We start from the raw sequence: 23,102 nt of genomic DNA on the forward strand, positions 1-23,102 counted from the left end.
AGGACTCTAAGTGGCGGGTTCCTCCGCGGAACTGCCTTTAAATAAAGGGGCGATCCGGTCGATGCGGTTCGTCCAGATGCCGCCGCTGTAGTGGGCCGGCAGCCGCTTTATGTCTTCGGGGCTGTCAAAGCCGGATGAGAAATCGCTGCCGTCGCCGCCGACGACGATGACCCGCGTGTCAGCCTTGTCCATCCGGTTCAGGAAGCGGTTTGGCCATCCCCACAGGAGCGGGGCGATTTTCTCGGGAATATGCAGCTCCGTATGCTTGCAGGCTGAAGGCATGTACCCGGTCCATCCCGCGGCCAGATACGGAATCAGGCAGCGCTTCATCGTGGCGATGGACATGACGCGGGCTTCGGGAAGCTTTGCTTTGAGAGCCGCAACCGGCTCATCCCCGCCATAGAAGGCGAGCTGCTTCAGCCGCTGTTCGGGCAGCGCCGACATCGCATCCGCCAGCCGGGTGCCTTCCTTTGGATCACTGCTTTTCATATGAATCAGAAAAGACCGGTCCGGAAATTGCTTCAGCACCTCATCCAGCGTCGGCATAAGCCCGACGCCTTTTCCACGGAACGGATACGTTTGTCCGCCGTCGGCGGTATAACCGTAGCCGATATCAACCTTTTTCAGCTCGGCCATCGTGTAATCCGTCGTCATCCCTTTCACATTGGTGCGGCAGTCCAGTGTCCAGTCATGGAACACGGCGATCTGATCGTCCTTCGTCAGCTTGATATCGAGTTCCACCATATCGGCACCGGCCTGAAATGCGGCTTCCATGGACGGAAGCGTATTTTCCAGATAGGGGTGCTCGGGGGGATAAATCCGTTCCGCGGTACAGGTGTCGTTCGTGATTCCCTCCATCGTAAAGGTTTGGGCCAATCCGCGATGGGCGAGCAGAAAAGGGGAACCATCCCGGGGCTTGGCCAGCAGGGAGGTGTTATTCAGATAAATAAAAACAAACAATAGTGCCAAAATCATAAAGGTTTTGCTTCGTACGATCCGCTTCAGCCGTTTCACCTTCCAATTCCCTCCCACACGGCATCCAGCTGCCGTTCAATCGATCCGTATATCCCGTCTTCATTCATCTTGGAGGACAGCGTTATCAGCGTTTGGAAGAACAGTCCGACCACCACTCCTGCGCTTAGCTCGGGGTCTGACAGCCGCTGCTGCGGGTCTTGTTTTCCGGCATCCACCATCACCCGGCTCAGTGCATTTTTGAAATTCGAAATGTTGGTCAATTCGCTGCCTGATACGATTTCAGCTTTGATCGTTTCCATCAAGGTCAGCCGCAGAAGCTCCTCATGCTGCATATAGGTGTGCAGCAGGTCGCGCAGGATTCGCAAAACGCGCTGCTTCAAGGGACCATCCTGATGACGCGCGACGATGTCGTCCATCAGGCCGGAGTACGAATCGGCTACATACAGGAGCACATGCTCTTTTTTGGGGAAATAGTTAAAAAAGGTTCCTTTCGCGATTCCGCACGCGGCGGCAATCTCCTCTACGGTGACGTTGTCGTAGCCCTCTTCCTTAAACATTTGAATTGCATTGCGGGTAATGTTTTCCCGGGTGCTCTTCTTCTTCTGGTCTCTCAGCAAACCGTTCACCTCATTATAAAAAAATGACCATGGTCATAAATGACTGTGGTCATTATATGGCATAAACCGGCTCATGCACAAGTCTATGCGCATATAAACTGCCCTTTTGGCGCATGGTAATAAAAAAGAACGATTTTCTGCAAGGCAGTTGATAGTTTTAAAGCACCCGAACCTATTTATAACTTACATGAAAAACAATCCAAATGAGGAAAGGAGGTCAGGGATATGGGGAAACTTGCCGTTAAATTGGTGGCTCATTTGGTTGTGATCACGGCGATGTTGTTGGTACTCACAACGGCAACGATCTGGGGGGCATTGGTCACGGCGCTGGCAATCGGCGTCATTTCCTATTTGGTCGGCGACCTGCTGATTCTCCGCGCTTCCCAGAACAATATCGTTTCAACGCTGTGCGATGCTGTCCTGGTTTTTCTCATGCTTTGGGCGGTGCGTGCATCGAATCTGTGGTCCTTGTCTTATACGGATATGCTGGTTATCACCATCGTGGCGGGGATTTTCGAATACTTCTACCACATGTGGCTGCTGAGCGATGACCGTTCGGCCAGAAGACAGCGGGCCTAATGCCGCCTTTCAGCTAATCTTTGGTTTAAAATGAATAGATGAAACGATGGAACCCCTAAGACCCTCTGCCAACAGGCAGAGGGTCTTCTTTTAGCGGTTCTGCTTCAGCTCGGCAAGCCCGACCAGGAACATGAGCACGCCGATAAGAAGCGGGGAGAGCAGGGTGCAGTACAGCAGCGTCTCGTATTCGCCGGTCAAATTCATATTGTAAAAAAATATATTCCTGAAGAAGAAGTAACCCATCGGCGCACTGAAAAAAATGAACACAAACGATAATGCGAACCATGCCGTCGACCTTTTCACAGATGTATCATCCCTTCCTGTATCTATTCTCCTTTTTACCATTCTTTACATAGATTGTCATCCGAAAAATCCATATCGTCTTGGACGGATCCGGAAGAAAGCCGATAAATGCAGAGCTGGAAATCGATAGTATTCATTTTTGCACAAACCGGACTTCCAGGAATTGAACTGTCATTCGTAGCAGGACCATAGGTATAATCGAGTCACAAGGAACGACATATTTCGTCAATGACAGGAGGGATGCCGGAATGCTTGATGAACGCAGTACCGAAATACTGAAACTGCTGGTGCAGACGGACGATTACGTGACGCTGGATGAACTGACGCAGAGGCTCGGCATCTCCCGAAGAACCGTGTATTACGATATGAACAAAATCAATGACTGGCTGGAGACTTTGGAGCTGCCCCCTGTCGAGTACGTGCGCACGGCCGGTTATTCTCTGCCGGAGGCCAGCCGCCGGGGGATCCCGGACACGGCAGGAGCAGAGAGCTCTGCGGCCCAGCAGTATTATTTGTCCCAGCGAGAGCGGCTTGCCTGGATCGCGATCCGGCTGCTCACGGCAAAGAGTCCCGTCTTTATCCACCGACTAACCGAGTTGCTCCAAGTCAGCCGGGGAACGGTGCTGAAGGATTTGAATGCGGTTCGCGCGCAGCTGGAGACGGCCGGCCTCGAGGTGGTGTATGACCGGAAGCGGGGCTACGAAGTGCACGGCGAAGAGGCGAGGATCAGGAGAGAGCTGACCCGCTGCTGCGATCAGCTTGCCGGCAGCGTCAGCTGGGAGCAGGCGGTCAGCCGTACGGGCTACTGGGGAGAGCAGGATCCGCTGCGGGACATCATGCCGGAGAATACGGACGAAGGCATCCGGCGTCAGATCCACCGGCTGATCGCGGCCAGCGAGCGGATGCTGAACGTGGAGCTCACCGACGAGATGCTCTTTCATTTGACCACCCGATTTTTGCTGTTTATCCGCCGGATCCAGTCCGGCCGGGTGATCCGCGTGGATGAGGACGAGCGGGAAGTGCTTCGGCAGACGCCCGAATATGATGCGGCTTCCCGAATAGCGGACGGCCTTGGCCGCTTGTTCGGCAGTCCGGTACCGGAAAAAGAAAACGCTTACCTTACGATGCATCTGCTTGGGGCAAGGGCGAACCGGATGGAGCAGCTGACAGGCTCGGATGAAATTATCGGACGCCTGCGGGACGCGGCCCGGGAGATGACGGATGCGTTCCAGCGCAGCGCCTGCGTCTGGCTTGGCGGCCGGGAAGCCGTGGAGGAGGACCTGCTGGTTCACCTGAAGCCGGCGTATTACCGGATCATATACGGTTTGGAGCTGGTCAATCCTCTTCTGGAGGACATCCGCAGTAAATACGGCGATTTATTTGAGCTCACCCGGCGCTCGGCATATGCCTTCGAGGAGCTGGTCGGCCGGAAGCTGAGCGACGTCGAGATCAGCTATCTGGCCATGCATTTCGGCGGATGGCTGCGCCGGGAGGAAGTGGAGCCGGCGGCCCGGCGGAGGGCGGCGATCGTCTGCGTGAACGGGATCTCGGCATCGAGAATGCTGAAGGCCCAGCTGGAGGAGCTTTTCTCCACTCTGGACATTATCGCGATGCTTTCCCTGCGGGAATACGAGCAGTTCCAGGAGCGGGTCGATTTAATTTTCTCAACAGTCCCGCTGCCGGACAGCAAAGTGCCCGTTTATGTCGTCCATTCGATCCTCAGCGACAAGGACAAAGAGAATCTGCTCGGCAGGGTGAACAAGGCAGGCGGCAGAGGCCAAAGGACACAGGCGAGCTCGGTGCAGGCACTGCTCGATATCGTCCGTAAGCACGCCGACGTGAACGACGAAGCGGGCCTCGCCGACGAGCTCGGCCGCTACCTGTCCGGCGGCCGGAGCAAAGTATGGCTGGGCGAGCGGCCCAAGCCTTCCCTGGCCGAGCTGCTGACCGCGCCGATGATCCGCCTGCAGCGGGAGAGTGCGAGCTGGCGCGAAGCGATCCGGGAAGCAGCCCAGCCGCTGCTGGCGGAAGAATACATCGACGAAGGCTACATCGAGGCCATGATCGGCAAAGTGGAGTCCCTCGGCCCATACATTGTGGTCGCGCCCGGAATCGCCATCGCGCACGGCCGGCCAGAGGATGGCGTGAGGCGGCTGGGGATGAGCCTTCTGCAATTAGAGCGGCCCGTGGCTTTTTCCGGGGAAGCGCGCCACCAGGTGAAGGTCGTTCTGGTGCTGGCGGCCATCGACGGAGAGTCGCATCTAAAGGCATTGTCCGAGCTGACGGGCATGCTGAAGGACGCAGCCGGCCTGAACCGGCTGAAGGAGGCGCATACGAAGGAGCAGATTCTGAAGCAGATCGGGACGGCTTCAAGTTCCGGCTAAACTATCCGAACAGGAGAGATGAACATGAAATTTCTTGAACCTCCGCTCATTGCGCTGGATGCGGAAGCGGCATCCGCCGAGGAGGCAATCAGGCTGGCAGGTGCGCTGCTGACGGAGGCGGGTGCTGCGGAAGCACGCTACGCCGACGCAATGGTGGATTCCTACCGGGAGAGGGGCCCGTATTTCGTCCTTGCCCCGAGTATTGCCCTGCCGCACGCCCGGGCGCAGGACGGCGTGATTGAGGCCGCGGTGTCTTTTGTCCGGCTGAAGGAACCGGTCGTCTTCGGCCACAGCGCCAACGATCCGGTGCAGCTGGTATTCGCCCTTGGCGGGTCTGACAGCGGCGAGCATATCGCCCTGCTGCGCCAGCTGACGACGCTGCTGAGCAGTCCGGCGCATCTGGAACAGTTCAAACAGGCGGCCGATGTGGAAGCTATCCAACAAATCATTAGGGGGAATGAGCAATGAAAGTATTATGCGTATGCGGTTTGGGACAAGGAACGAGTCTGATCCTGCGGATGAACGTGGAAAATGTGCTGAGTGCGATGGGCGTCAGCGCCGACGTGGAGCATACGGATGTCTCCACGGCTTCGGGTACGGCGGCCGACTATATTATCACTAGCCATGAGCTGGCGCAAAGCCTGGAGGGCCATTCCGCCCGGATTATCGTCGTCAATAACTACTTCGACAATGACGAAATCAAGCAAAAGCTGGAGGAAGCCTTGTAAGCCCTATCTTGACCTAACCGAGGAGGTGTCCATCCATGGACGTGCTTTATTGGATCGCAACCAATATTTTCGGAACACCTGCTATACTGCTCGGCTTCATCGTTCTGGTCGGCCTTATGCTTCAGAAAAAATCGACCAGCCAGCTGGTGAGCGGGACGTTCAAGGCGATCATCGGCTTCCTCATCATCGGAGCGGGTTCGGACGTCATCGTGAATGCGCTGAACGTGTTCGAACCGATGTGGAAGGAAGTGTTCGGCCTGAAGACCAGCTCGCTCGGCAGCTTCATGGGCCAGGAAGCCTTCAACGCCAAATTCGGCAGCGCCGTCACGCTGGCCATGCTGGTCGGCTTCCTGATCAACGTGGCGCTGGCCCGGTTTACCCGGTTCAAATACATTTACCTGACCGGACACATGATGTTCTGGACCTCGACGATCTTTGCGGGCGTCATCGTCCATGCGGCAGGCACCGGCGTTCCGGTATGGAAACTCGTGGTCGTCATCGCCGTCATTCTGGGCGTGTACTGGACCTTCCAGCCGGCCCTGGTTCAGCCGTTCCTGAGAAAGGTTACCGGGAACGACAACATCGCTCTGGGCCACACCTCAGCCTCCGTCGCCCTGCTGGCGGCGCTGCTGGGCAAGGTGCTCGGTAACAAAAAGAACGATTCCGAGAAGATCAAAGTGCCGAAGGGATTCGAATTTCTACGTGACTCCAACGTTATTACGGCGCTCAGCATGGGCGTGCTGTTCCTGATCGGAGCGATCATTCTGTCGACCAAGGGGACCCCAGAAGCTGCTGCCCTGATCGCCAAGGCGGGAGACCAGAACTTTATCATTTATTCCATTATCCAGTCATTTACGTTCGCCGGCGGTATTGCAATCGTGCTGATGGGGGTGCGGATGTTTGTCGGCGAGCTCGTGCCGGCGTTTAACGGGATTGCGACCAAACTGGTTCCCGGGGCCAAGCCGGCGCTGGATGCCCCGGTCGTGTATCCTTACGCGCCGAACGCCGTTGTGCTCGGTTTCCTCGGCGCCTTCGCCGGAGCCATCATCTGGCTGCTCGTGCTCGGCAGCACGGTGTCCTACATTTTTGTACCGACGATGATCGTGCTGTTCTTCCACGGGGCGACAGCCGGCGTATTCGGCAACTCAACGGGCGGCGTGCGCGGAGCGGTAATCGGGGGCTTCGTAACATCGACGATCGTCGCCTGGGGGCAGTTTGTCATGGTAAGCTTCCTGATCTCTTCAACCGTGCCGGACACGGCCATGTGGGCCGCTGACTCGGATATGTTCATCATCGGTCCGATTTTGCACTTTATCGCCAAGCTGCTCTTTTAAAATGGATATTTGAAACCGGCCAAACGGAAGACGGCGAGCGGTCGGAGCGCCGTCTTTCCTGGGCCATAGGGGGTCTTGTAAGCAGCCGGATTTTACCAACGACACCAACCACTCACCAAGAATGGAGGAGGAACGATTATGGGCTTTATTCGCACACTTCACGGGGACATGGATCCGAAAGAGCTCGGGTTTACGTACTCCCACGAGCATATCGTATGCCGCCCGGCCTATTGGCAGGAGCGGGGGGAAGACGACCTGCTGCTGGACGACAAGGAGAAGTCGAAGCTGGACGTGCTGGATTTCAAACGGTACGGGGGGCAGTCGATCGTGGATGCAACGGCGGTCGACTATGGCCGGGATGTTCATGCCGTAGAGGAGATCGCCCGCGAGACGGGCATCCGGATCGTCGGGACGGCCGGATTCAACAAAAGCTTTTTGTGGGACGCGGGCATCAAGGAAAAGCTGAAGCCCCTTATCGGGCCCTATGATACTTACGCCCAGTGGATTGAGGCGAAAACGATCAACGAGCTGGCCGATTTCGTCATTCGCGAGGTCGAGGAAGGGCTGGAAGGGACGCCGTTCAAGGCAGGCCAGGTCAAGTTCGGAACGGGCTACAACCGGATCACGCCCTTGGAGGAAAAGACGCTGCGGGCCGTGGCAAGGGCGCACCACGAAACGAAAGCTCCAGTCCACTCCCATACGGAGGTCGGCACGATGGCGATGGAGCAGATTGAGCTCTTGAGAAGCGAAGGCGTAAACCTGTCTTATTTGAGCCTCGGACACATGGACCGGAATCCGGATCCGTATTACCACGAGCAAATCGCTGCAACCGGCGCATTTTTGAGCTTTGACGGCATCGGCAAGATCAAATACGCGCCTGAAAGCACGCGGATCGCGCTGATTCTGAATCTCGTCCGCAAAGGGTACGAAGACCAAATCCTGATCAGCGGGGACACCGCCCGCAAAACCTACTACAAGCATTACGATCATGGACTGGGGCTGGAATATATCATTGCCAAATGGGTGCCCCGATTCATCGACGAGGCGGATCAAGCAGGGTTTGACGGCAAAAAGCTGATCGAGAAGTTTTTTGTCGCCAACCCGGCCCGCTGCTTTACATTCAAAAAGTAAGGGGGCAGGGTCATGAAATTCGAGCATGAAAACTCGGCTGACGTCATGGACAAGATCCGCCGGCACCGCACGGCCATACTGCCGGTTGGCGCCGTGGAAGCGCACGGCCCGCATCTTCCCCTCGGCACGGACAATCTGCTTGCCGAACGGCTCGCGGACAAACTGGCTGCGCGCACCGGCGGATTCGTGCTGCCGACGCTGCCTTACGGGCAGGTGTGGAGCCTGCGTCATTTTCCGGGGAGCATAAATGTGTCTAACGAGGCGCTGATTGGGCTCCTTGCTGATATCGGGGAAAGCCTGCACGACCAGGGCTTCCGCATTCTGGCCATGGTCAACGGCCATTTGGGAAATGCCGTCGCCCTGAAGGAGGCCGCGAGGGTGCTGTATGAACGGGTGCCGGACCTGAAGGTGTTCTATTTCTTCTATCCCGGAACGAAGGAAGTGACGGCAGAAGTCCGGGAAACGCCTGCGGTTCATGGCACCTACATGCATGCCGACGAAATCGAAACGTCCTACATGCTGTATTTGGCTGAAGAGCATGTGGACATGAACCGTGCGATCGACGGGAAACCGCATATCCCAGCCGACGCAGACTGCACCCCCACACCATGGGAAGAAATGACGTCTTCGGCGGTGCTGGGCGACGCCACCCGGGCCAGCCGGGCGAAAGGGGAAAAGATCATCGAACGCAGCCTGGACGCGATGGCGGACATGGTGCTGCAGGCCAGAAGGAAGCTGGATTTTGAAGCGAAGGGGGAGGAATTATGCTGATGAACGCGTATTTCAACATTATCGGCGAGCTGCTGCATAAGGTGCGGACGAAGCAGGCAGAGGAGATCCGGAGAGCTGCCGTTAAGGTCGCGGATTGTATAGAGCAGGGTGGCATCATCCATTTATTCGGCTGCGGGCATTCGCATATCCTCACCGAAGAAGTGTTCTATCGGGCCGGCGGGCTTGCTCCCATCCGTCCCATCTTCGTGGAGAAGCTGATGCTGCACGAAGGCGCAGTGCGCTCATCCGAGCTGGAGCGGCAGAACGGCCTTGCGGCAGACTTCATGGATGAGCAGGATATCCGGGAAGGCGAAGTGGTATTCGTGCTGTCTACCTCCGGGCGTAATCCGGTACCGGTGGATGTTGCGCTAATGGCCGGGCAGAAAGGTGCCTTTACCATCGGCATAACTTCCTTGGCGTATTCCAAGAGCCAACCATCCCGCCATGAGAGCGGCCGGCATCTGGCCGATGCCGTCGATCTGGTCATCGACAACTTTTCCGTTAAAGGGGATGCGGTGCTTCGGTATCCAGGCATGGAGGTCGCCTTTGCGCCCAGCTCGACGGTGATTGGCGCAGCGATTCTGAACGCCGTATTCGCGGAGGCGATCGGGATCATGTTCGACAAGGGTCTTACACCGCCGGTATTTTTGAGCGGCAACATCGATGGGGCCGACGCGCATAACGAGGCATTGATCGAAGCTTATAAGGGCCGGATCGCGCTGCTGGCGTAATCGGCTTCATAAAGGGGAGGAGCAACATGATTACACAAACGGTGACGATACGGAATAAACAGGGCTTTCATGTGCGGCCGGCTCAGCAGTTCTCGGACCGGGCGGGACAATATGAAGCGCAGGTGGCGGTCGTAACGGAGGATGGACGCCGGGCCGACGGCAAAAGCATGCTGGAGCTGATGACGCTTGGGCTCGAAGCGGGATCGGTCGTCACGATCGAAGCCGCCGGACCGGGAGACGAAGAAGCGGTTCGCGCTTTGGCGGAGCTCGTGGACGGCAAGTTCGGTGAGGACTGATGGACACGCTGTATGTTCAAGGCATCGGCGTGTCGGAAGGGGTACGGATCGCGCCGGCATTCATCTACCGGCGGAAAGAGGCCGGCGGTGCGCCGGCTCCCGCGGAGCTTCCCGGCGACCCGGAAGCAATTCGGGCTGAGCTCTCCAGGCTGGGAGAAGCGAAGCGCCGGTGTGCCCGGCAGCTGGAGGAGCTGGCGGCAAAGGCGGCGGAGACGCTCGGCGAAGACCAGGCCGGGATCGTGACGGGTCAGCGCAGGCTGCTGGATGACCCGGCCTTCTATCCGAAGATGGAGGCCTGGGTGCAGGAGAAGCAGGTGCCCGCGGAGCAGGCCGTTGCCGGCATCGTGGAACAGGTAGCCGGCGTGTTCGAGGCCATGAGCAACGACTATATGAAGGAGCGGGCCGCGGATATCCGTGACATTGGCGGACGTCTGCTTGATGCGTTGGCGGCGAAAGAGGACCGCGGGTTATCCGCGATTACGGAGCGGGTCATCCTCGTGGCGGACGACTTGGCGCCGTCGGACACGATCCAGCTGGACCCGGAGCTGGTGATGGGGCTGATCACCCGCTCCGGCGGTGCGACGTCGCACACGGCTATCCTGGCGCGCTCGCTCGGCATTGCCGCCGTCGTCGGCGCCGGCAGCGCCATCGACGGCATCGCGGACGGCGATCTGATCGCCGTCGACGGGGCGGCCGGACGCTGCATCGTCCGGCCCAATGAGGCGGAGGCGGAGCAGAGCCGCCTCCGGATGGAGGAGGGCGAGCGGGAGCGCGCCGCGCTCGCCCGTTACGCCGCGCGTCCGGCGGTGACTGCCGACGGGACGCGCGTGGAGCTGGCGGCCAACATCGGGACGGCCGCCGAAGCGAAGGCCGCCGCCGCGCAGGGCGCCGGCGGCGTGGGGCTGTTCCGCACGGAGTTTCTGTTCATGAACGCCCCGGCCATGCCGGGCGAGGAGGAGCAGTTCCGTGCGTATCGGGAGGCGGCGGCCGCCATGGATGGCCGCCCGGTGATCATCCGCACGATGGACATCGGCGGTGATAAGGCGCTGCCGTATCTGGATCTGCCGCGGGAGGACAATCCGTTCCTCGGCTATCGGGCGATCCGGATCGGCCTGGGCAGGCAGGATCTCCTGAAGGTTCAGCTGCGCGCGGTGCTGCGGGCCAGCGCATTCGGAAACGTCAAAGTGATGTTCCCGATGATTTCCGGGCTGCAGGAGTGGCGGGAAGCCAAGGGCGTGCTAGAAGAGGCGAAGGAAGAACTGAGGCGCAGCGGGACGGAATTCGACGAGCGCATCGAGGCGGGAATCATGGTCGAGGTGCCGTCGGCAGCCGTCATGGCAGGGGCGTTTGCCCGTGAGGTCGATTTCTTCAGCATCGGTACGAACGACCTGGTTCAGTATACGCTGGCTGTGGACCGGATGAACGATAAGGTCGCTTACCTGTACGATTATTTCCACCCGGCGGTGCTGCAGCTGATCCGCCAGGTCATCGAAGCTTCCCATCGGGCGGGTAAATGGACCGGCATGTGCGGCGGGATGGCCGGCGATCCGCTGGCCGCTCCACTGCTGCTTGGGCTCGGTTTGGATGAGTGGAGCATGGAGACAGGACGGCTGGGCGTCATCAAAAAAGAACTGTCGGCTCTCGACCGGGAAGCCTGCCGCTCGCTGGCCGACAGCGTTTTGGCGCTGGATACGCCCCAGGCGGTTCGTCAGGCGCTCGAAGAGTTTCGACGCGCCACCGGGCATACGCTATAGGTACATCGTTTAAGCATCCGACCGCTGGATTTTGCAGGAAAAGGCAGAGCGTCCTCTATGAGAGGATCCTCTGCCTTTTGGATTTGCGGCATGGCAGATTGCGATATTGCTGTAATTGCTGAATTGTACTAATTGCGGTAACGGTAATGCGCTGTGCGGTAATGCACAATACGGTATTGCGCACTACGGCACAGCGCATTACAGCATGGTGATATGAAGAATATCGCCTTACTGCGGTCAGCCCGAGTGCCTTTTGTTTTTGCAGGCTCCTTTTCTCGTACTCACTGTTAAGGTCCATCTATATTTTCCGCACGGGCCACAGCAGCACCTCAAGCTTCGGGGTATACGTTAGCAGTGCCGGCTCCGGATCATGGACCAAGCCAAACGAGGCCGTCAGGCTGTTCTCCTCGATCCACAGTCCGGCCTCCTGGAGCGGCCAGGGAAGGTGGTGAATCTCCCCGATTCGGAGCTCACCGTCGGATCCGGCGGAATACAGACAATACCGCTCGGTCAGCCAATGGACGAGGGTCCCGGGCTCGGCATGATAGACCTTTGGGTTTACCGCATGATACCGGCTTTTCCATACCGCCGGGGACTCTCCGTGCCCACGATCCCTTTCGCTGACATAATGGATGAATCCCTCTTGATGGCCCTTTTGCATTCGGGCGTAACGGTAGGGCAGGCGGGCCAGCATGCGGGCCCCCGCGACTACAAGCGGATTCGACGCTTCCAGCGTCAAAAACCAAATGCCGGGTTTGCCGCTGCAGTTCACGTACGTTCTAACGTTCAGCTCCAGGAACTTCCGGGTCCCCGGTACGGGCGGCATCCCCCTCATGCGAAGCGGATCCAGCAGAAACGGGGCGACGCTGATCCACGGCCGTCCTTCCCATCGCTCAAGCTCAAGGCCGGGGGGAATATAGGGGAGCAGACTGTGTTCATCTACTGGCCAATGGGCGAACAGCAGCTCGTTCCATCCCTGCTTCATGACCCAGGGCCCGTCAGGCATAGGTATAGGTCGATGGCTCGTTTGTTCCAGGATGCTGCGGTTTTTCATGGTTCTCTCCTCTCGGCGGTTTGGGCAGGGGTTACGTATCGTTATTACACATCTATGCACAAATACGATGTTTCATATCCTGGGGCACGGGTAAGTAATGAATGCACGCGCAACACTCAAAACCCTAGAAGGAGTGATTCGAAATGGCAAATAACAAAGATAACCGTAAGATGACCGTCGAAGAAGCCGGACGTATGGGTGGCGAGCAAACCGCCAAAACGCATGACAAGGAATTTTATCAAGAAATCGGCAGAAAAGGCGGCGAGGCGACGGCTGATTCCCATGACCGTGAGTTCTATGAGGAAATTGGCCGTAAGGGCGGCGAGGCGACATCAGACTCGCATGACCGCGAATTTTATCAGGAAATCGGCCGGCAAGGCGGAGAAGCGAGAAACGACAGCGATGGCAGGGACGGAAAAATGAGCCGTGAGGAAGCCGGCCGCAAGGGCGGAGAGGCCCGGGCCCGTCAAAGAGACAACTCTTAATCAGTCGATACGATAGATGAACCACATTAAAAGGGACCTTCCTTCAGGGAGGTCCTTTTTGCTGCATGGGCGTCAATCTATGCCCGCGGCCGTCAGACCGGCGAGTTTGGCGCTTGTCATCGCGGTATCGGCAAGGCGCCCTTCGCGTCCCACCCAGTCGCCGGCGACGTACAGCCCGCGAATTTCCGGAACGGCCGTTCCCGGTGCGGGAGCATCCCCGCTTCGCAGCGCAGGCCGGGAAGCATGAGCGGCGAGCAGATTCGGTGAGAAACGGACGGCGGCGGCTTCCCGCTTCCAGCCCGGCTGAATGGCTTCAAGCCTTTCCTTCAGCCGCCCCAGGACTAACTTGGGATCATGGGAAGGACTGGAGCCGTGGTATGTCATCACATGGATCACTTGGGAACCGTCCTCCGTGAGCGGAATCGCTGCCGAATGGTTCGAATAATAGAACGGCTCATCCAGTCCGAGTACAAACGCCCGATCCGGATGGGACACCTGTTTCAAAGCGACGTCCAGGCAGGAAACGTACAGCGGGTGAGCGTGCTCTCTCCAGGCGTCCAGCGAACGGCTATGCAAGCCGGAACCCTTGAGCCATTTGCTGACCGCATGCGGTCCGGCCGCGGCGATGATGCCGCCTGCTCTGAGGAGGGTCCCTTCGGACAGAAGGATACCGGTGACCGTTCCCTGCTCATGCACAATTTGGGCAGCTTCGGTACCTGCGGCGATGACAACGCCGGCCTGGACGGCTTCCCGCTGCAGGCTGTCGATGACCGTCTGCCAGCCTCCACGCACATACCGGACGCCTTGGCTGGCGAGCTGTCCTTGTTCCAAAACGTAGCCTGCGCTTAACCGCTCCATGTCGTCATCGTAGGCCCACTGTCTGCACATGGCGTAAAAGAACAGGCGGACGCGGTCGGAGCGGACATGCCCCAAAGCCCATTCCTTCATGCTGATCGAGCGGACCGGCTCCGGATCGATCCGGTTCAGGTTTCCCATGAGCGTGCTCCATTCCGTCTGTTCTTCGGGACTCAGCTCTTCGGTGGCATGGATCAGCTTCCCGTCTAGAATGCCGTACATGGCATTTTTCGTCCCGCTGCCCAAGGAAGGTTTGCAGCCGAGTTCATCCAAAATCCGCAGCGCAGCGCTGCCTTCGTACATGGCGCGGGGGCCGTAATTAAACAAGGCTCCCCCGATTCTGGCGGTTTGGGCCAGGCCGCCAAGTCGGCTGTCTTTTTCAAGCAGTATCACGGAACGTCCGGCCCGGGCTGCATAAATCGCGGCGGTCAGACCGGTCAGCCCACCGCCAATTACGGCAATATCATAAAATGGGTGTTCCCTAGTCATGTTCATATTTAGTTTCATTATAGAGTGTGCTCCCCTCGAATGTGTTACTTATTAGTCACATATAATATATGTTACTTTATGGTAACGTGTCAATAGGGTCAAGGGGGATTTATTTGAAGAGCCTCAGCAGGTATGGTACGACAAATCAGTTGAAAGAGGGGATGATTGCATTCCTGCAGCAACAAAAAAGCCCTGCTCCCGGGAGTGGGAAAAAAGGGCTTGGTCATGGATCGGCGATGGCCGTATCCGGTATGAACATGGTCCCTCAGCCCCCGATAACGCCCAGAACCATCTCGGTTAATCTGCCGATCGTAGGCTGATCCAGGGGACGCTGCAGCTGATACATGTTCACGGATCCCGACAGGCGGGTTGTGCATTCAAAATGCCACGGGGTTAGACCGCTCTCCGCGAGGAGCGAGCTGCGGTAGGTATGGCGATGGAGGAGCAGCAGGCGCTCCAAACCCCTGATTTCCCGGATTTCGGGCTGCTCGCAGTCTGTTTTGACCAGTTCAAAAACGCCGGCCAGCGGAATCGGTTCGGATGCAAACTTGGCGAGAACCGGGACCGCATACTTCGTTTCCCGGTCGAACAGAGGACGGAGACCGCCCGCGTCCATGCCAAACGTGTCAAGGCTGTCCTGCCAAAGCTTCTGCTGCGGATAGGCAGGGGCAACAAGTGGAAGCTGCTCCGAATCCATCGTAACGGCGATAACATCGTCGGTCAGCAGCTGGCATCCCTGCTGCAGCAGGGCGGATGCCAGCGTAGACTTGCCGTGTCCGGAATGGCCGACCAGGGCATAAGCCTTGCCGTTCATAACGACGGCGCTTCCGTGCAGGGGCAAAATTCTTCTCTGCATCAGAATAGCTCCCATGCAAGTACCGAGGACATACAGCCGGATCTGATCCTCGTCCGCGTCTGCCTCCAGCGAGACGTAAATGTCGGTTCCGTTCTCTGCGCTGAACACGGCCAGCTTCGGAATCCGGAACATCACCTGCTGCTCACTTACGGCGAATTTGTTGACGGGTGTTTCCCGCTGTGCCCAGGCATCGTCAAGGTCGGCGAAGCCGATCCGCACCTGGATATCTTGGCCGAAATGCCCGACCGGCCGGAGCTCGGGCAGCGGGATTTCACTTTCTATCGTAAGCCCGAAGGCTGTATATATCGCTGGTTTGATCATATATTTTCTCCGCTTCGTCAGAAGAATGTGGATATAAGAACAGCCCTTACCCCATATAATTGGGACCAAGGGCTGCTCCTGATCGCTCGGTTATGAATTGGAATTAGCTGTAGAAGACAGGATCATCCGGGTCCGGTTGGAAAGAGTCCGGTTTGCCTTTTCCGGGGCCAGCCATCGTCATGCTGACTTCCAATACTTCCAGTTCAGGTGTAGTCCATTCTTTTTTCATCGATTTCACCTCCTTTCAAAAGTTTCGCTCCAGAAAACGGTACACGATCAAGCTTCGCATCAGCACCTTAATGGCCGGGCTGTAGGCCTGACTTGGGTGCATCCCGTTTCTGGCTTCGTCAAGCGCTTTGCGTACGACAGGAATGTTCAGCACCTGCTGCATGCGGGAGTCCCGGCACAGTTGGTCCAGCTCTTGGATCATTTGCGACCAGTGCGGAGCCATCCGGTGGAGGATATCGGCCGCCTGGATCCCCTTGAGCCGCTGATTCAGCCGGACGTTGTCGGGAAGGTAGCCTTGGGCAGAGCGTCTGATCAACGCGCGGTCGAGGCCGTTCTGCACATACTGCTCCAACGGTACCGAAAGGCAGAACCGGATGACGCGCAGGTCGTTGGTCGGATCATGCGCCCAGAGGGGATATTGCAGCGACAGCTTGCTGAAGCTCGTTCCTGTCGTGCTCCAAACGTTATAGCTGTCAAAATGATACTTTCTCGCCTCCACCGGGTCGGAGGGAAGGTCTTCGCCCGATCCGATTTCGGTGAACTGCCTGTCCGTCAGCTTGTCGTAAACGCCGGCCTGTCTGGCGAATGCCGGGTTAACCAGCTGCGGAAATTCATTGGCGGACGAGGCGGCATGCCTGCGCTTCAGAAGCGGAAAAGCCTGCTTGCACAGCTCGGCTATGATGCGCTTGCGTCCTACGCCAATGTTCATACTGTATTGATTAATCTCCCCGCGCAGGCGGACCCACGCCAATTTCTTCATCAGCTTGGCGTAATAGTCCAACGCGTTGCCCCAGGAGATGCTGTAATTTCCTCTTGCGCCATTCAGCAGAATGCCCACCCCGCGCTCATGCGCCTGTTCGTAAATTCCCCGAAGCCAGAATGAATTTTCGAAAAATTTATAGGGTGTCTCCATAATATCCAGCCAGTGATCAATATCCGTATACGGGCTTCGGCCGTTAAAGCTGAGGTAGCTGTCCTCGATGTTCCCCGCATGCTGGACGGTCTGACGGATGAGCGGCCTTTCGTCCGCCAGTCTCCGCTTGGGTGTCCAATCCTCGAAGCCGTCTTCGGGGACGTAGCTGAACGTATGCAGTTTCCGGTGATCACGCTCCAGCGCTTTGGCCGCAAAACCGGCAACCGATCCGGAATCCAGTCCCCCGCTTAAATGAGCCCCGACCATCCGGCTTGTCCGCTGCAGCCTTGAGGTAACGGCCCGGTTAAACACGTCGCGGAAAGCTTCCTGATATTCTTCGGAAGATTTAAGCTGCAGGGGGGAAGTCTCCGTCAAGCTGTAGTATCTGGAGACGGACACCTGGCAGCTGCGGACCGTGAGCGTATGCGAAGGCGGCAGCTGCTCGATATGCCGGTAAACCGTCGTAGATAAGTCCGGCGGCTCAAAAACCCCGCTGATGGCAAGAAACTCGGCCAGCCAAGGCTCGTTCAGCTCCTGGTGAACATATGGCAAGGCTAACAGCGGGCGAATGGCCGTACAGAAGGACAGCTGTTCCCTGTTCCGGTGATAATAGAGCGTTCGTGCACCGGAGAAATCCCGGGCTCCGAACAGCATCTGCTTGTTGCCGTCCCAGATCATAAAAGCAAAGTCGCCGACTAAACGCTCCGGCATCGACTCTCCCCATTTTTCGTAAGCGAGCAGCAGAATTTCCCCGTCCGTCATGGCTTGTCTTCCACGAGTAGGGACCTGCAGCCCATCCATCAGCTCATCCCGGTTATCGATGATGGCGTCGGCGGTAATGGCCAGCCTGCGTTCTGCGCAATAGAAAGGCAACAATTCGTGGGCAGACTGCTGCGTGATCCACTTGGCGTGACAGCCGAGCCACACATGGCCCTGCTGCCATACCGAACTCCGGTCTGCCGGATACCGTTTCAGCGACTCCATAATGGGCGCTCCGGCGCTGACGTCTAAGGGGTCTTGGCTAAACCGGTAAATCCCCGCAATTGCGCTCATGACATCTTCCTCCGTTATGTACCGTTCAAACAATTTGCGACAATATGTATCTAGTTCTTCTGTATCATACTACATGTATACATATTGTATCAACATTTTTTTTCAGCGTGCGAAATTTAGTGAATTTGGATGAGGATAGATTACCTGGTTTGCTTTTTGTCGGATGGGAGTGCTGAGCGCGGAGGCTGCGCTGCCGTTCTGGCACGGTTTGTCCGCTTGATATAAGCCTGGAGAATAAGGCAGAACAGGTAAGCGCAGAGGATGCCGAACGTATCGTTCACGATGTCGTAAATCCGTCCGCTTCGAAAAAAATACAGCTGAAGAACTTCAGTTAACGCTGCGTACAAGATCGCCGTCATGACGGCAAGCTTTGAGCCGCGCAAATTGGACAAGAGCAGCTCCAATAGAAAGAAACCGATAAAATGCCCGATTTTCCGGTTGATCCAGGCCTCGCTCGACCACTGTAAATCAAGCTTGAGCAGCTCACTCCAATCGGGTGAGGGGTTCAGCCGGAAATCCGCCTGGTGATGGTGGAGAAGGGCGTTGAAATCGAAAGAACAAGTAAAGACGAACAGGCAGACCGCCCACGTCACGGTGAGAAAAATGCGCATAATTCCTCCTTCATTTAAAGCGCTTCCATTATATATGTGTTTGTTCTGAGATGAGAGAAGGCGTGTTTGCGATACAAAGTGTAACTTTTTTCGGCAAGTATATAGCAGCATTTTTCGGATTTCAAGTTTGCAGGCCGTCAATTTTTTTAACGCCAGAAAGGGAATGCGGATTTTAACTGTCTGAATATGCATGGAAATGCGGATGAAAGCGTTTTTTCGCTGCATAATCATGTCGCTTTTCGAAAAAAATTAGAGTCATTTGCTTGACATGATACATTTTGTATCTTAAAGTGTAGGATGAATAATACATACTGTATCGGTAAGGTGTGACCCACAACTGCAGTTGAAAAATGATTAGCGGGGGTAGCGTGTTTATGGAGCTTAAACAGTATTTTCGAATCATTGTAAAAAAGTGGTGGTTAATCGCGGCGATTGTCGTTATTGCCGTTGCGGCTACCGGAGTCAAAAGCCTCTACCTCACGACGCCGGTCTATGAGGCCAACGCCAAACTGATCGTTAACCAATCCGCCTCCGCGGACGGCGGGGCCAGCTTGAATGCCGGAACGATTCAGACCAGCATTTTCCTCATTAACTCCTATAAAGAAATTATCAAGTCGTCCGCCATTATGAACAAAGTCGTGCAAAAATATCCCGATCTGAAAGCATCGCCCGGTGAACTTGCAGCGATGATCTCGGTCACTTCAGCCAATGATTCACAGGTCATGAACCTGGTGTATCAGGATCCGTCCTATACCCGGGCGGCCAAAATCGTTAATGCCGTCTCTATGGTGTTTAAGGAGCAGATTCCCCGCATTATGAACGTGGACAACATTACGATTCTTAGCGAAGCCGACACCAAGGCCTCCCCTGGACCGATCAACATTAATCCGGTCATGAACATGCTGATCAGCTTTGTCGTTTCCCTGATGCTCGCCATCGGACTGGTTTTCCTGCTTGACTATCTGGACGATACGGTGAGAACGGAGGCCGAGGCTGCGGAAATTTTGGACATGCCGGTGCTTGCAGTCATCAGCGAAATGAACCGGGCGGATTTGAAAACCCGAAGCGGCACAAGTATACCAAATCAAAAAGTAGGTGAAGGCAAGTATGCGACGCTCAATCAATAAAGAAGCCCTGGTCGTATCCGGGAATCCAACCTCCCGGGTATCCGAGGCATACCGGCTCCTCCGGACCAAAATTCATTTTTCCCCCAAAGACGCGGCGCATCAGGTCATCATGGTCACATCGACGCGTTCTTCCGAAGGCAAAACGACAACGGTCAGCAATTTGGCGGTGACCTACGCGATGGAAGGCCGGAAGGTGCTACTGATTGACGCGGATATGCGTAAGCCGGCGCTGCATGACATCTACTCCCTTTCCAACCGGCACGGGCTGAGTACGGTACTGGCCGGGGACGTGCTGGTGCAGCAGGCCGTTCAGGAGACGGGCATCAACCATTTATCCCTGCTGACGGCCGGGCCCGTGCCGGCAAACCCGGCAGAGCTGATGGACTCAGCCTCCATGCGGGACATGCTGATGCAGCTTCGGCAGGAGTACGACGTTATCCTCATCGATACGCCGCCGGTGCTTGCGGTGTCGGACGGTGTCATTACGAGTGCGTTATGCGACGGTGTCATCATGGTGGTTGCCGCGGGCAAGGTCAAACGGAGCCACCTGAGGGCGGCCAAGGAACAGCTGGATCATGTGAAGGCCAACATGCTGGGGCTGGTGCTTAACCGAAGCAGCCGCGACCAGCAGGCCTTTGCTGCGGACCATTACGGTATGCAGGCTCAATAAAGACATGTTTTTCAAGAAGGTAATGCCTACTGCACCTTTATCACTGGAGGCACTCGGTCACGCTGTGGGTCCTATGGACCTTAGACATTCATTGTCGAGGGTGTGATGTGAGGACGGGTTGAATGCCCTGTTTTTAGAAAATGGAGCTATGGTCTTTTCCCTGTTTGCGAAGAGCATATAGCTAGATTTTCTACATACACAGCATGCATCTGGGGTACAAAGAAAAATATAAAAGATGGGTAGTGAATGAGATGAGGAAAGTGAAAAAAGCGATTATTCCCGCAGCGGGGCTTGGAACCCGGTTCTTACCCGCGACCAAAGCGATGCCGAAGGAAATGCTGCCGATCGTCGACAAGCCGACGATTCAGTACATCGTAGAAGAAGCGGTGGCGTCCGGAATTGAGGACATTATTATCGTGACCGGCAAAGGCAAGCGCTCCATCGAGGACCATTTCGATCATGCGTTTGAGCTGGAGAACAATCTGTTCAGCAAAGGGAAGTTTGACCTTTTGGACGAAGTCCGCCGGTCCTCCAACGTGGAGATTCACTACATACGCCAGAAGGAAGCCAAAGGGCTGGGGCATGCCGTGTGGTGCGCCCGCAACTTTATTGGCAATGAGCCCTTTGCAGTGCTGCTTGGGGATGACATCGTACAGTCCGAGGTGCCCTGCATCCGCCAGTTGGTGGAGCAGTACGAGCAAGTTGAGAAGTCCGTCATCGGCGTGCAGACCGTTCCGAGCGAGCAGACGCACCGGTATGGGGTGGTTGCGCCCTTGGAGAAGTTCGGACGTTTACACGAAGTGAGCTATTTTGTGGAGAAACCGCCGGCAGGACAGGCTCCGTCGAACCTGGCCATTATGGGCAGGTATGTTCTGACGCCGGAAATTTTCAGCTACCTGGAGCTGCAGGAAGAAGGAGCCGGCGGGGAAATTCAGCTGACTGACGCCATTCAGAAGCTGAACGAGAGCCAAGGCGTTTATGCTTACGATTTCGAAGGTACGCGTTACGATGTCGGCGAGAAGCTGGGCTTCATCATGACGACACTGGATTTTGCACTGCAGTATGAGGAACTGCGCACCCCGCTGCTGCAGGGGATGGAGCATATTCTCGAGCGGGAACAGCTCGGCAAAATAAATCGCTAGTGAGGTGATAGGTGGTGATCTCTCCCACACCGCAAAGAAACGAGTCGGATGTCGCATTCGAGGGTACGCCGGCGTACTCGCCATATGTTCTGGAGAACGACAATCCCCGGGTCATCTATCAAGCGTTTAAAAGAGCGACGGATATCGTCCTTGCGCTGATCGGCCTTGTCGTGCTCTCACCGCTGTTTCTGATCGTCGCTATACTGATTAAACTGGAGGACCCGAAAGGGTCCGTTTTTTTTGGACAAACCCGTATCGGTAAAGACGAAAAGCCGTTCCGGATGTACAAGTTCCGTTCCATGGTATCCAATGCCGAACAGCTGCTGAATGGACTTCTGGAGCAAAACGAAATCAGCGGCGCCATGTTCAAAATGAAAAAGGACCCGCGCATCACCCGGGTGGGCGCCGTCATCCGCAAAACGAGCATTGACGAGCTGCCGCAGCTCTGGAACGTCGTTCGCGGAGATATGTCCCTCGTCGGCCCCCGGCCGGCCCTTCCACGGGAGGTCGCGGAATACAGCAGCTACGATAAGCTGCGCCTGAGGGTCATCCCGGGATGCACCGGCCTCTGGCAGGTGAGCGGGCGAAACGAGCTGAGCTTCAGTGAGATGGTGGAGCTGGATTTGCGGTATATCGAGCAGCGCGGCGTGATGATGGATTGGAAGATTATTTTTATGACGATCAGGATGTTTGCAGGTTCGAAGAATGCTTATTAAAGATCGGGCAGGAGCTGATGGTTTATGGATTTGAATTCGAGAATTTATGTGGCTGGACATCGAGGATTAGTGGGGTCTGCGATTCTGCGGGCCCTCCAACAGCGGGGGTTCCACCATTTAATCACCCGTACAAGCACAGAACTGGACTTGAGAAATAAGGCCGAGGTCGATCGTTTTTTTGGACAGGAACAGATCGAATACGTTTTTTTAGCGGCTGCCAAGGTTGGGGGGATTACGGCGAACAATGATTACCCGGCGGATTTCATCAGGGACAATTTACTCATCCAAACGAATGTCATTGACGCTGCGTACCAAAACCAAGTGAAGAAGCTGTTATTCCTTGGTTCCACCTGTATCTATCCGAAGTTTGCCCCGCAACCGCTAAAGGAAGAATACTTGCTTACCGGTGAACTTGAACCAACCAATCAGCCTTATGCTATTGCCAAAATTGCAGGCATCAACATGTGCCAGTCGTACAACCGCCAATACGGAACGAATTACATATCGGTGATGCCGACGAATATGTACGGCCCCAACGATAATTTTGACTTACAAACGTCCCATGTTCTGCCGGCGTTAATCCGCAAATTCCATGAGGCGAAGCAAAACAATCTCAGCTCGGTCGAGGTATGGGGGACTGGAAACCCCAGACGGGAGTTCCTCCATTCGGATGATTTAGCTGAAGCCTGTTTGTTCCTTATGGATCAGTATGATGACAGCGACATTATTAACGTCGGCGTTGGCCAGGATATTTCAATCAGGGAACTGGCGGAGCTCATCCAGTCGGTGGTTGGTTATGAAGGGGAGATTGTGTTCAATTCGACTGTGCCGGATGGTACCCCCAGAAAACTGGTAGACGTTACGAAAATCAACAAGCTCGGCTGGAAAGCCAAAGTTACACTTAAGGAAGGTCTGGAATCGGTTTATAAGGCTTACCGGGACGACCTTTTAATCAAACAAGTATAGAAAATATCGGAGG

The 23,102-nt window shown here is 56.2% G+C and carries 25 protein-coding genes; 16 read left to right on the plus strand and 9 right to left on the minus strand.

The genetic code is table 11. From position 1 onward, the window contains the following. Positions 1-6 precede the first annotated feature (6 nt). The gene (locus IAE55_RS09495) at positions 7-975 is read right to left on the minus strand and encodes a glycerophosphodiester phosphodiesterase family protein (protein WP_234489456.1); all 969 of its coding nucleotides are present in this window, start codon (positions 973-975) and stop codon (positions 7-9) included. 35 nt (positions 976-1,010) lie between these two features. Continuing rightward, positions 1,011-1,592, minus strand: a complete 582-nt coding sequence (locus IAE55_RS09500; RefSeq protein WP_200631845.1) for a TetR/AcrR family transcriptional regulator — start codon at positions 1,590-1,592, stop codon at positions 1,011-1,013. 225 nt (positions 1,593-1,817) lie between these two features. Between IAE55_RS09500 and IAE55_RS09505 the strand changes: the two genes are divergently transcribed. Next, positions 1,818-2,171, plus strand: coding sequence for a DUF2512 family protein (locus tag IAE55_RS09505; RefSeq protein WP_145160036.1), 354 nt, complete (start codon positions 1,818-1,820; stop codon positions 2,169-2,171). A gap of 90 nt (positions 2,172-2,261) precedes the next feature. Here the strand turns inward: IAE55_RS09505 and IAE55_RS09510 are convergent, their stop codons facing one another. Beyond that, positions 2,262-2,474, minus strand: coding sequence for a hypothetical protein (locus IAE55_RS09510; RefSeq protein WP_105441705.1), 213 nt, complete (start codon positions 2,472-2,474; stop codon positions 2,262-2,264). A 248-nt stretch (positions 2,475-2,722) separates the two neighbouring features. Between IAE55_RS09510 and IAE55_RS09515 the strand changes: the two genes are divergently transcribed. From IAE55_RS09515 to ptsP, 9 genes are all read left to right on the plus strand, one after another. Beyond that, the gene (locus IAE55_RS09515; protein ID WP_234489417.1) at positions 2,723-4,858 is read left to right on the plus strand and encodes a BglG family transcription antiterminator; all 2,136 of its coding nucleotides are present in this window, start codon (positions 2,723-2,725) and stop codon (positions 4,856-4,858) included. 24 nt (positions 4,859-4,882) lie between these two features. Further along, positions 4,883-5,326 carry a PTS sugar transporter subunit IIA gene (locus IAE55_RS09520; protein WP_076170394.1) on the plus strand — a complete coding sequence of 148 codons (444 nt, stop codon included), beginning with the start codon at positions 4,883-4,885 and terminating at the stop codon, positions 5,324-5,326. Continuing rightward, positions 5,323-5,586: a PTS sugar transporter subunit IIB gene (locus IAE55_RS09525; RefSeq protein ID WP_116232338.1), complete on the plus strand. Its 264-nt coding sequence runs from the start codon at positions 5,323-5,325 to the stop codon at positions 5,584-5,586. The genes IAE55_RS09520 and IAE55_RS09525 overlap by 4 nt, the downstream gene beginning before the upstream one ends. A gap of 35 nt (positions 5,587-5,621) precedes the next feature. Continuing rightward, positions 5,622-6,920 (plus strand): PTS ascorbate transporter subunit IIC, encoded by a 1,299-nt coding sequence (locus tag IAE55_RS09530; protein WP_145160034.1) that lies wholly within the window; start codon positions 5,622-5,624, stop codon positions 6,918-6,920. A 138-nt stretch (positions 6,921-7,058) separates the two neighbouring features. Further along, positions 7,059-8,051: a phosphotriesterase family protein gene (locus tag IAE55_RS09535; protein WP_200631846.1), complete on the plus strand. Its 993-nt coding sequence runs from the start codon at positions 7,059-7,061 to the stop codon at positions 8,049-8,051. A gap of 12 nt (positions 8,052-8,063) precedes the next feature. Next, positions 8,064-8,822, plus strand: a complete 759-nt coding sequence (locus IAE55_RS09540) for a creatininase family protein (protein WP_145160030.1) — start codon at positions 8,064-8,066, stop codon at positions 8,820-8,822. Further along, complete coding sequence (locus IAE55_RS09545) at positions 8,819-9,553, plus strand: SIS domain-containing protein (RefSeq protein WP_076170792.1); 735 nt, start codon at positions 8,819-8,821, stop codon at positions 9,551-9,553. Before IAE55_RS09540 ends, IAE55_RS09545 begins: the two co-directional genes overlap by 4 nt. 26 nt (positions 9,554-9,579) lie before the next feature. Further along, on the plus strand, positions 9,580-9,849 hold the full coding sequence (locus tag IAE55_RS09550) for an HPr family phosphocarrier protein (RefSeq protein ID WP_076170389.1): 270 nt from the start codon (positions 9,580-9,582) through the stop codon (positions 9,847-9,849). Beyond that, entirely contained in the window at positions 9,849-11,603 is a 1,755-nt protein-coding gene (gene ptsP, locus IAE55_RS09555) for a phosphoenolpyruvate--protein phosphotransferase (protein ID WP_145160028.1), read from the plus strand. The genes IAE55_RS09550 and ptsP overlap by 1 nt, the downstream gene beginning before the upstream one ends. 298 nt (positions 11,604-11,901) lie before the next feature. Here the strand turns inward: ptsP and IAE55_RS09560 are convergent, their stop codons facing one another. Beyond that, a complete protein-coding gene (locus IAE55_RS09560; protein WP_200631847.1) occupies positions 11,902-12,657 on the minus strand; it encodes a YqjF family protein in 756 nt (251 codons plus the stop codon). Positions 12,658-12,800: 143 nt separating this feature from the next. On the opposite strand from IAE55_RS09560, the gene IAE55_RS09565 reads away from it, so the two are divergent. Then, positions 12,801-13,142 carry a KGG domain-containing protein gene (locus tag IAE55_RS09565; RefSeq protein WP_145025143.1) on the plus strand — a complete coding sequence of 114 codons (342 nt, stop codon included), beginning with the start codon at positions 12,801-12,803 and terminating at the stop codon, positions 13,140-13,142. A 72-nt stretch (positions 13,143-13,214) separates the two neighbouring features. On the opposite strand, the gene IAE55_RS09570 is transcribed toward IAE55_RS09565, so the two are convergent. The 5 genes from IAE55_RS09570 to IAE55_RS09590 all read right to left on the minus strand — a co-directional run bounded on the left by IAE55_RS09570 (position 13,215) and on the right by IAE55_RS09590 (position 18,468). Further along, the gene (locus IAE55_RS09570; RefSeq protein ID WP_325168620.1) at positions 13,215-14,504 is read right to left on the minus strand and encodes a phytoene desaturase family protein; all 1,290 of its coding nucleotides are present in this window, start codon (positions 14,502-14,504) and stop codon (positions 13,215-13,217) included. Positions 14,505-14,751: 247 nt separating this feature from the next. After that, a complete protein-coding gene (locus IAE55_RS09575) occupies positions 14,752-15,663 on the minus strand; it encodes an aldolase (protein WP_200631852.1) in 912 nt (303 codons plus the stop codon). A gap of 103 nt (positions 15,664-15,766) precedes the next feature. Beyond that, the gene (locus tag IAE55_RS09580; RefSeq protein WP_105441696.1) at positions 15,767-15,892 is read right to left on the minus strand and encodes a paeninodin family lasso peptide; all 126 of its coding nucleotides are present in this window, start codon (positions 15,890-15,892) and stop codon (positions 15,767-15,769) included. 15 nt (positions 15,893-15,907) lie between these two features. Next, positions 15,908-17,857 (minus strand): asparagine synthase-related protein, encoded by a 1,950-nt coding sequence (locus IAE55_RS09585; protein WP_200631854.1) that lies wholly within the window; start codon positions 17,855-17,857, stop codon positions 15,908-15,910. Between the two features lie 140 nt (positions 17,858-17,997). Further along, positions 17,998-18,468, minus strand: a complete 471-nt coding sequence (locus IAE55_RS09590) for a VanZ family protein (protein ID WP_200631855.1) — start codon at positions 18,466-18,468, stop codon at positions 17,998-18,000. 374 nt (positions 18,469-18,842) lie between these two features. On the opposite strand from IAE55_RS09590, the gene IAE55_RS09595 reads away from it, so the two are divergent. The 5 genes from IAE55_RS09595 (at position 18,843) to fcl (ending at position 23,089) form a co-directional block, all read left to right on the plus strand. Continuing rightward, positions 18,843-19,595 carry a YveK family protein gene (locus tag IAE55_RS09595; RefSeq protein WP_076170381.1) on the plus strand — a complete coding sequence of 251 codons (753 nt, stop codon included), beginning with the start codon at positions 18,843-18,845 and terminating at the stop codon, positions 19,593-19,595. Further along, complete coding sequence (locus IAE55_RS09600; RefSeq protein WP_200631856.1) at positions 19,576-20,265, plus strand: CpsD/CapB family tyrosine-protein kinase; 690 nt, start codon at positions 19,576-19,578, stop codon at positions 20,263-20,265. Before IAE55_RS09595 ends, IAE55_RS09600 begins: the two co-directional genes overlap by 20 nt. A gap of 251 nt (positions 20,266-20,516) precedes the next feature. Beyond that, positions 20,517-21,407 carry a UTP--glucose-1-phosphate uridylyltransferase GalU gene (gene galU, locus IAE55_RS09605; RefSeq protein ID WP_076170786.1) on the plus strand — a complete coding sequence of 297 codons (891 nt, stop codon included), beginning with the start codon at positions 20,517-20,519 and terminating at the stop codon, positions 21,405-21,407. Between the two features lie 17 nt (positions 21,408-21,424). Then, entirely contained in the window at positions 21,425-22,123 is a 699-nt protein-coding gene (locus IAE55_RS09610) for a sugar transferase (protein ID WP_200632168.1), read from the plus strand. A 24-nt stretch (positions 22,124-22,147) separates the two neighbouring features. Then, positions 22,148-23,089, plus strand: coding sequence for a GDP-L-fucose synthase (fcl, locus tag IAE55_RS09615; protein WP_200631857.1), 942 nt, complete (start codon positions 22,148-22,150; stop codon positions 23,087-23,089). The last annotated feature ends 13 nt before the right edge of the window (positions 23,090-23,102 follow it).

Source organism: Paenibacillus sp. S28 (assembly GCF_016624415.1).
GTDB lineage: Bacteria > Bacillota > Bacilli > Paenibacillales > Paenibacillaceae > Paenibacillus_AQ > Paenibacillus_AQ favisporus.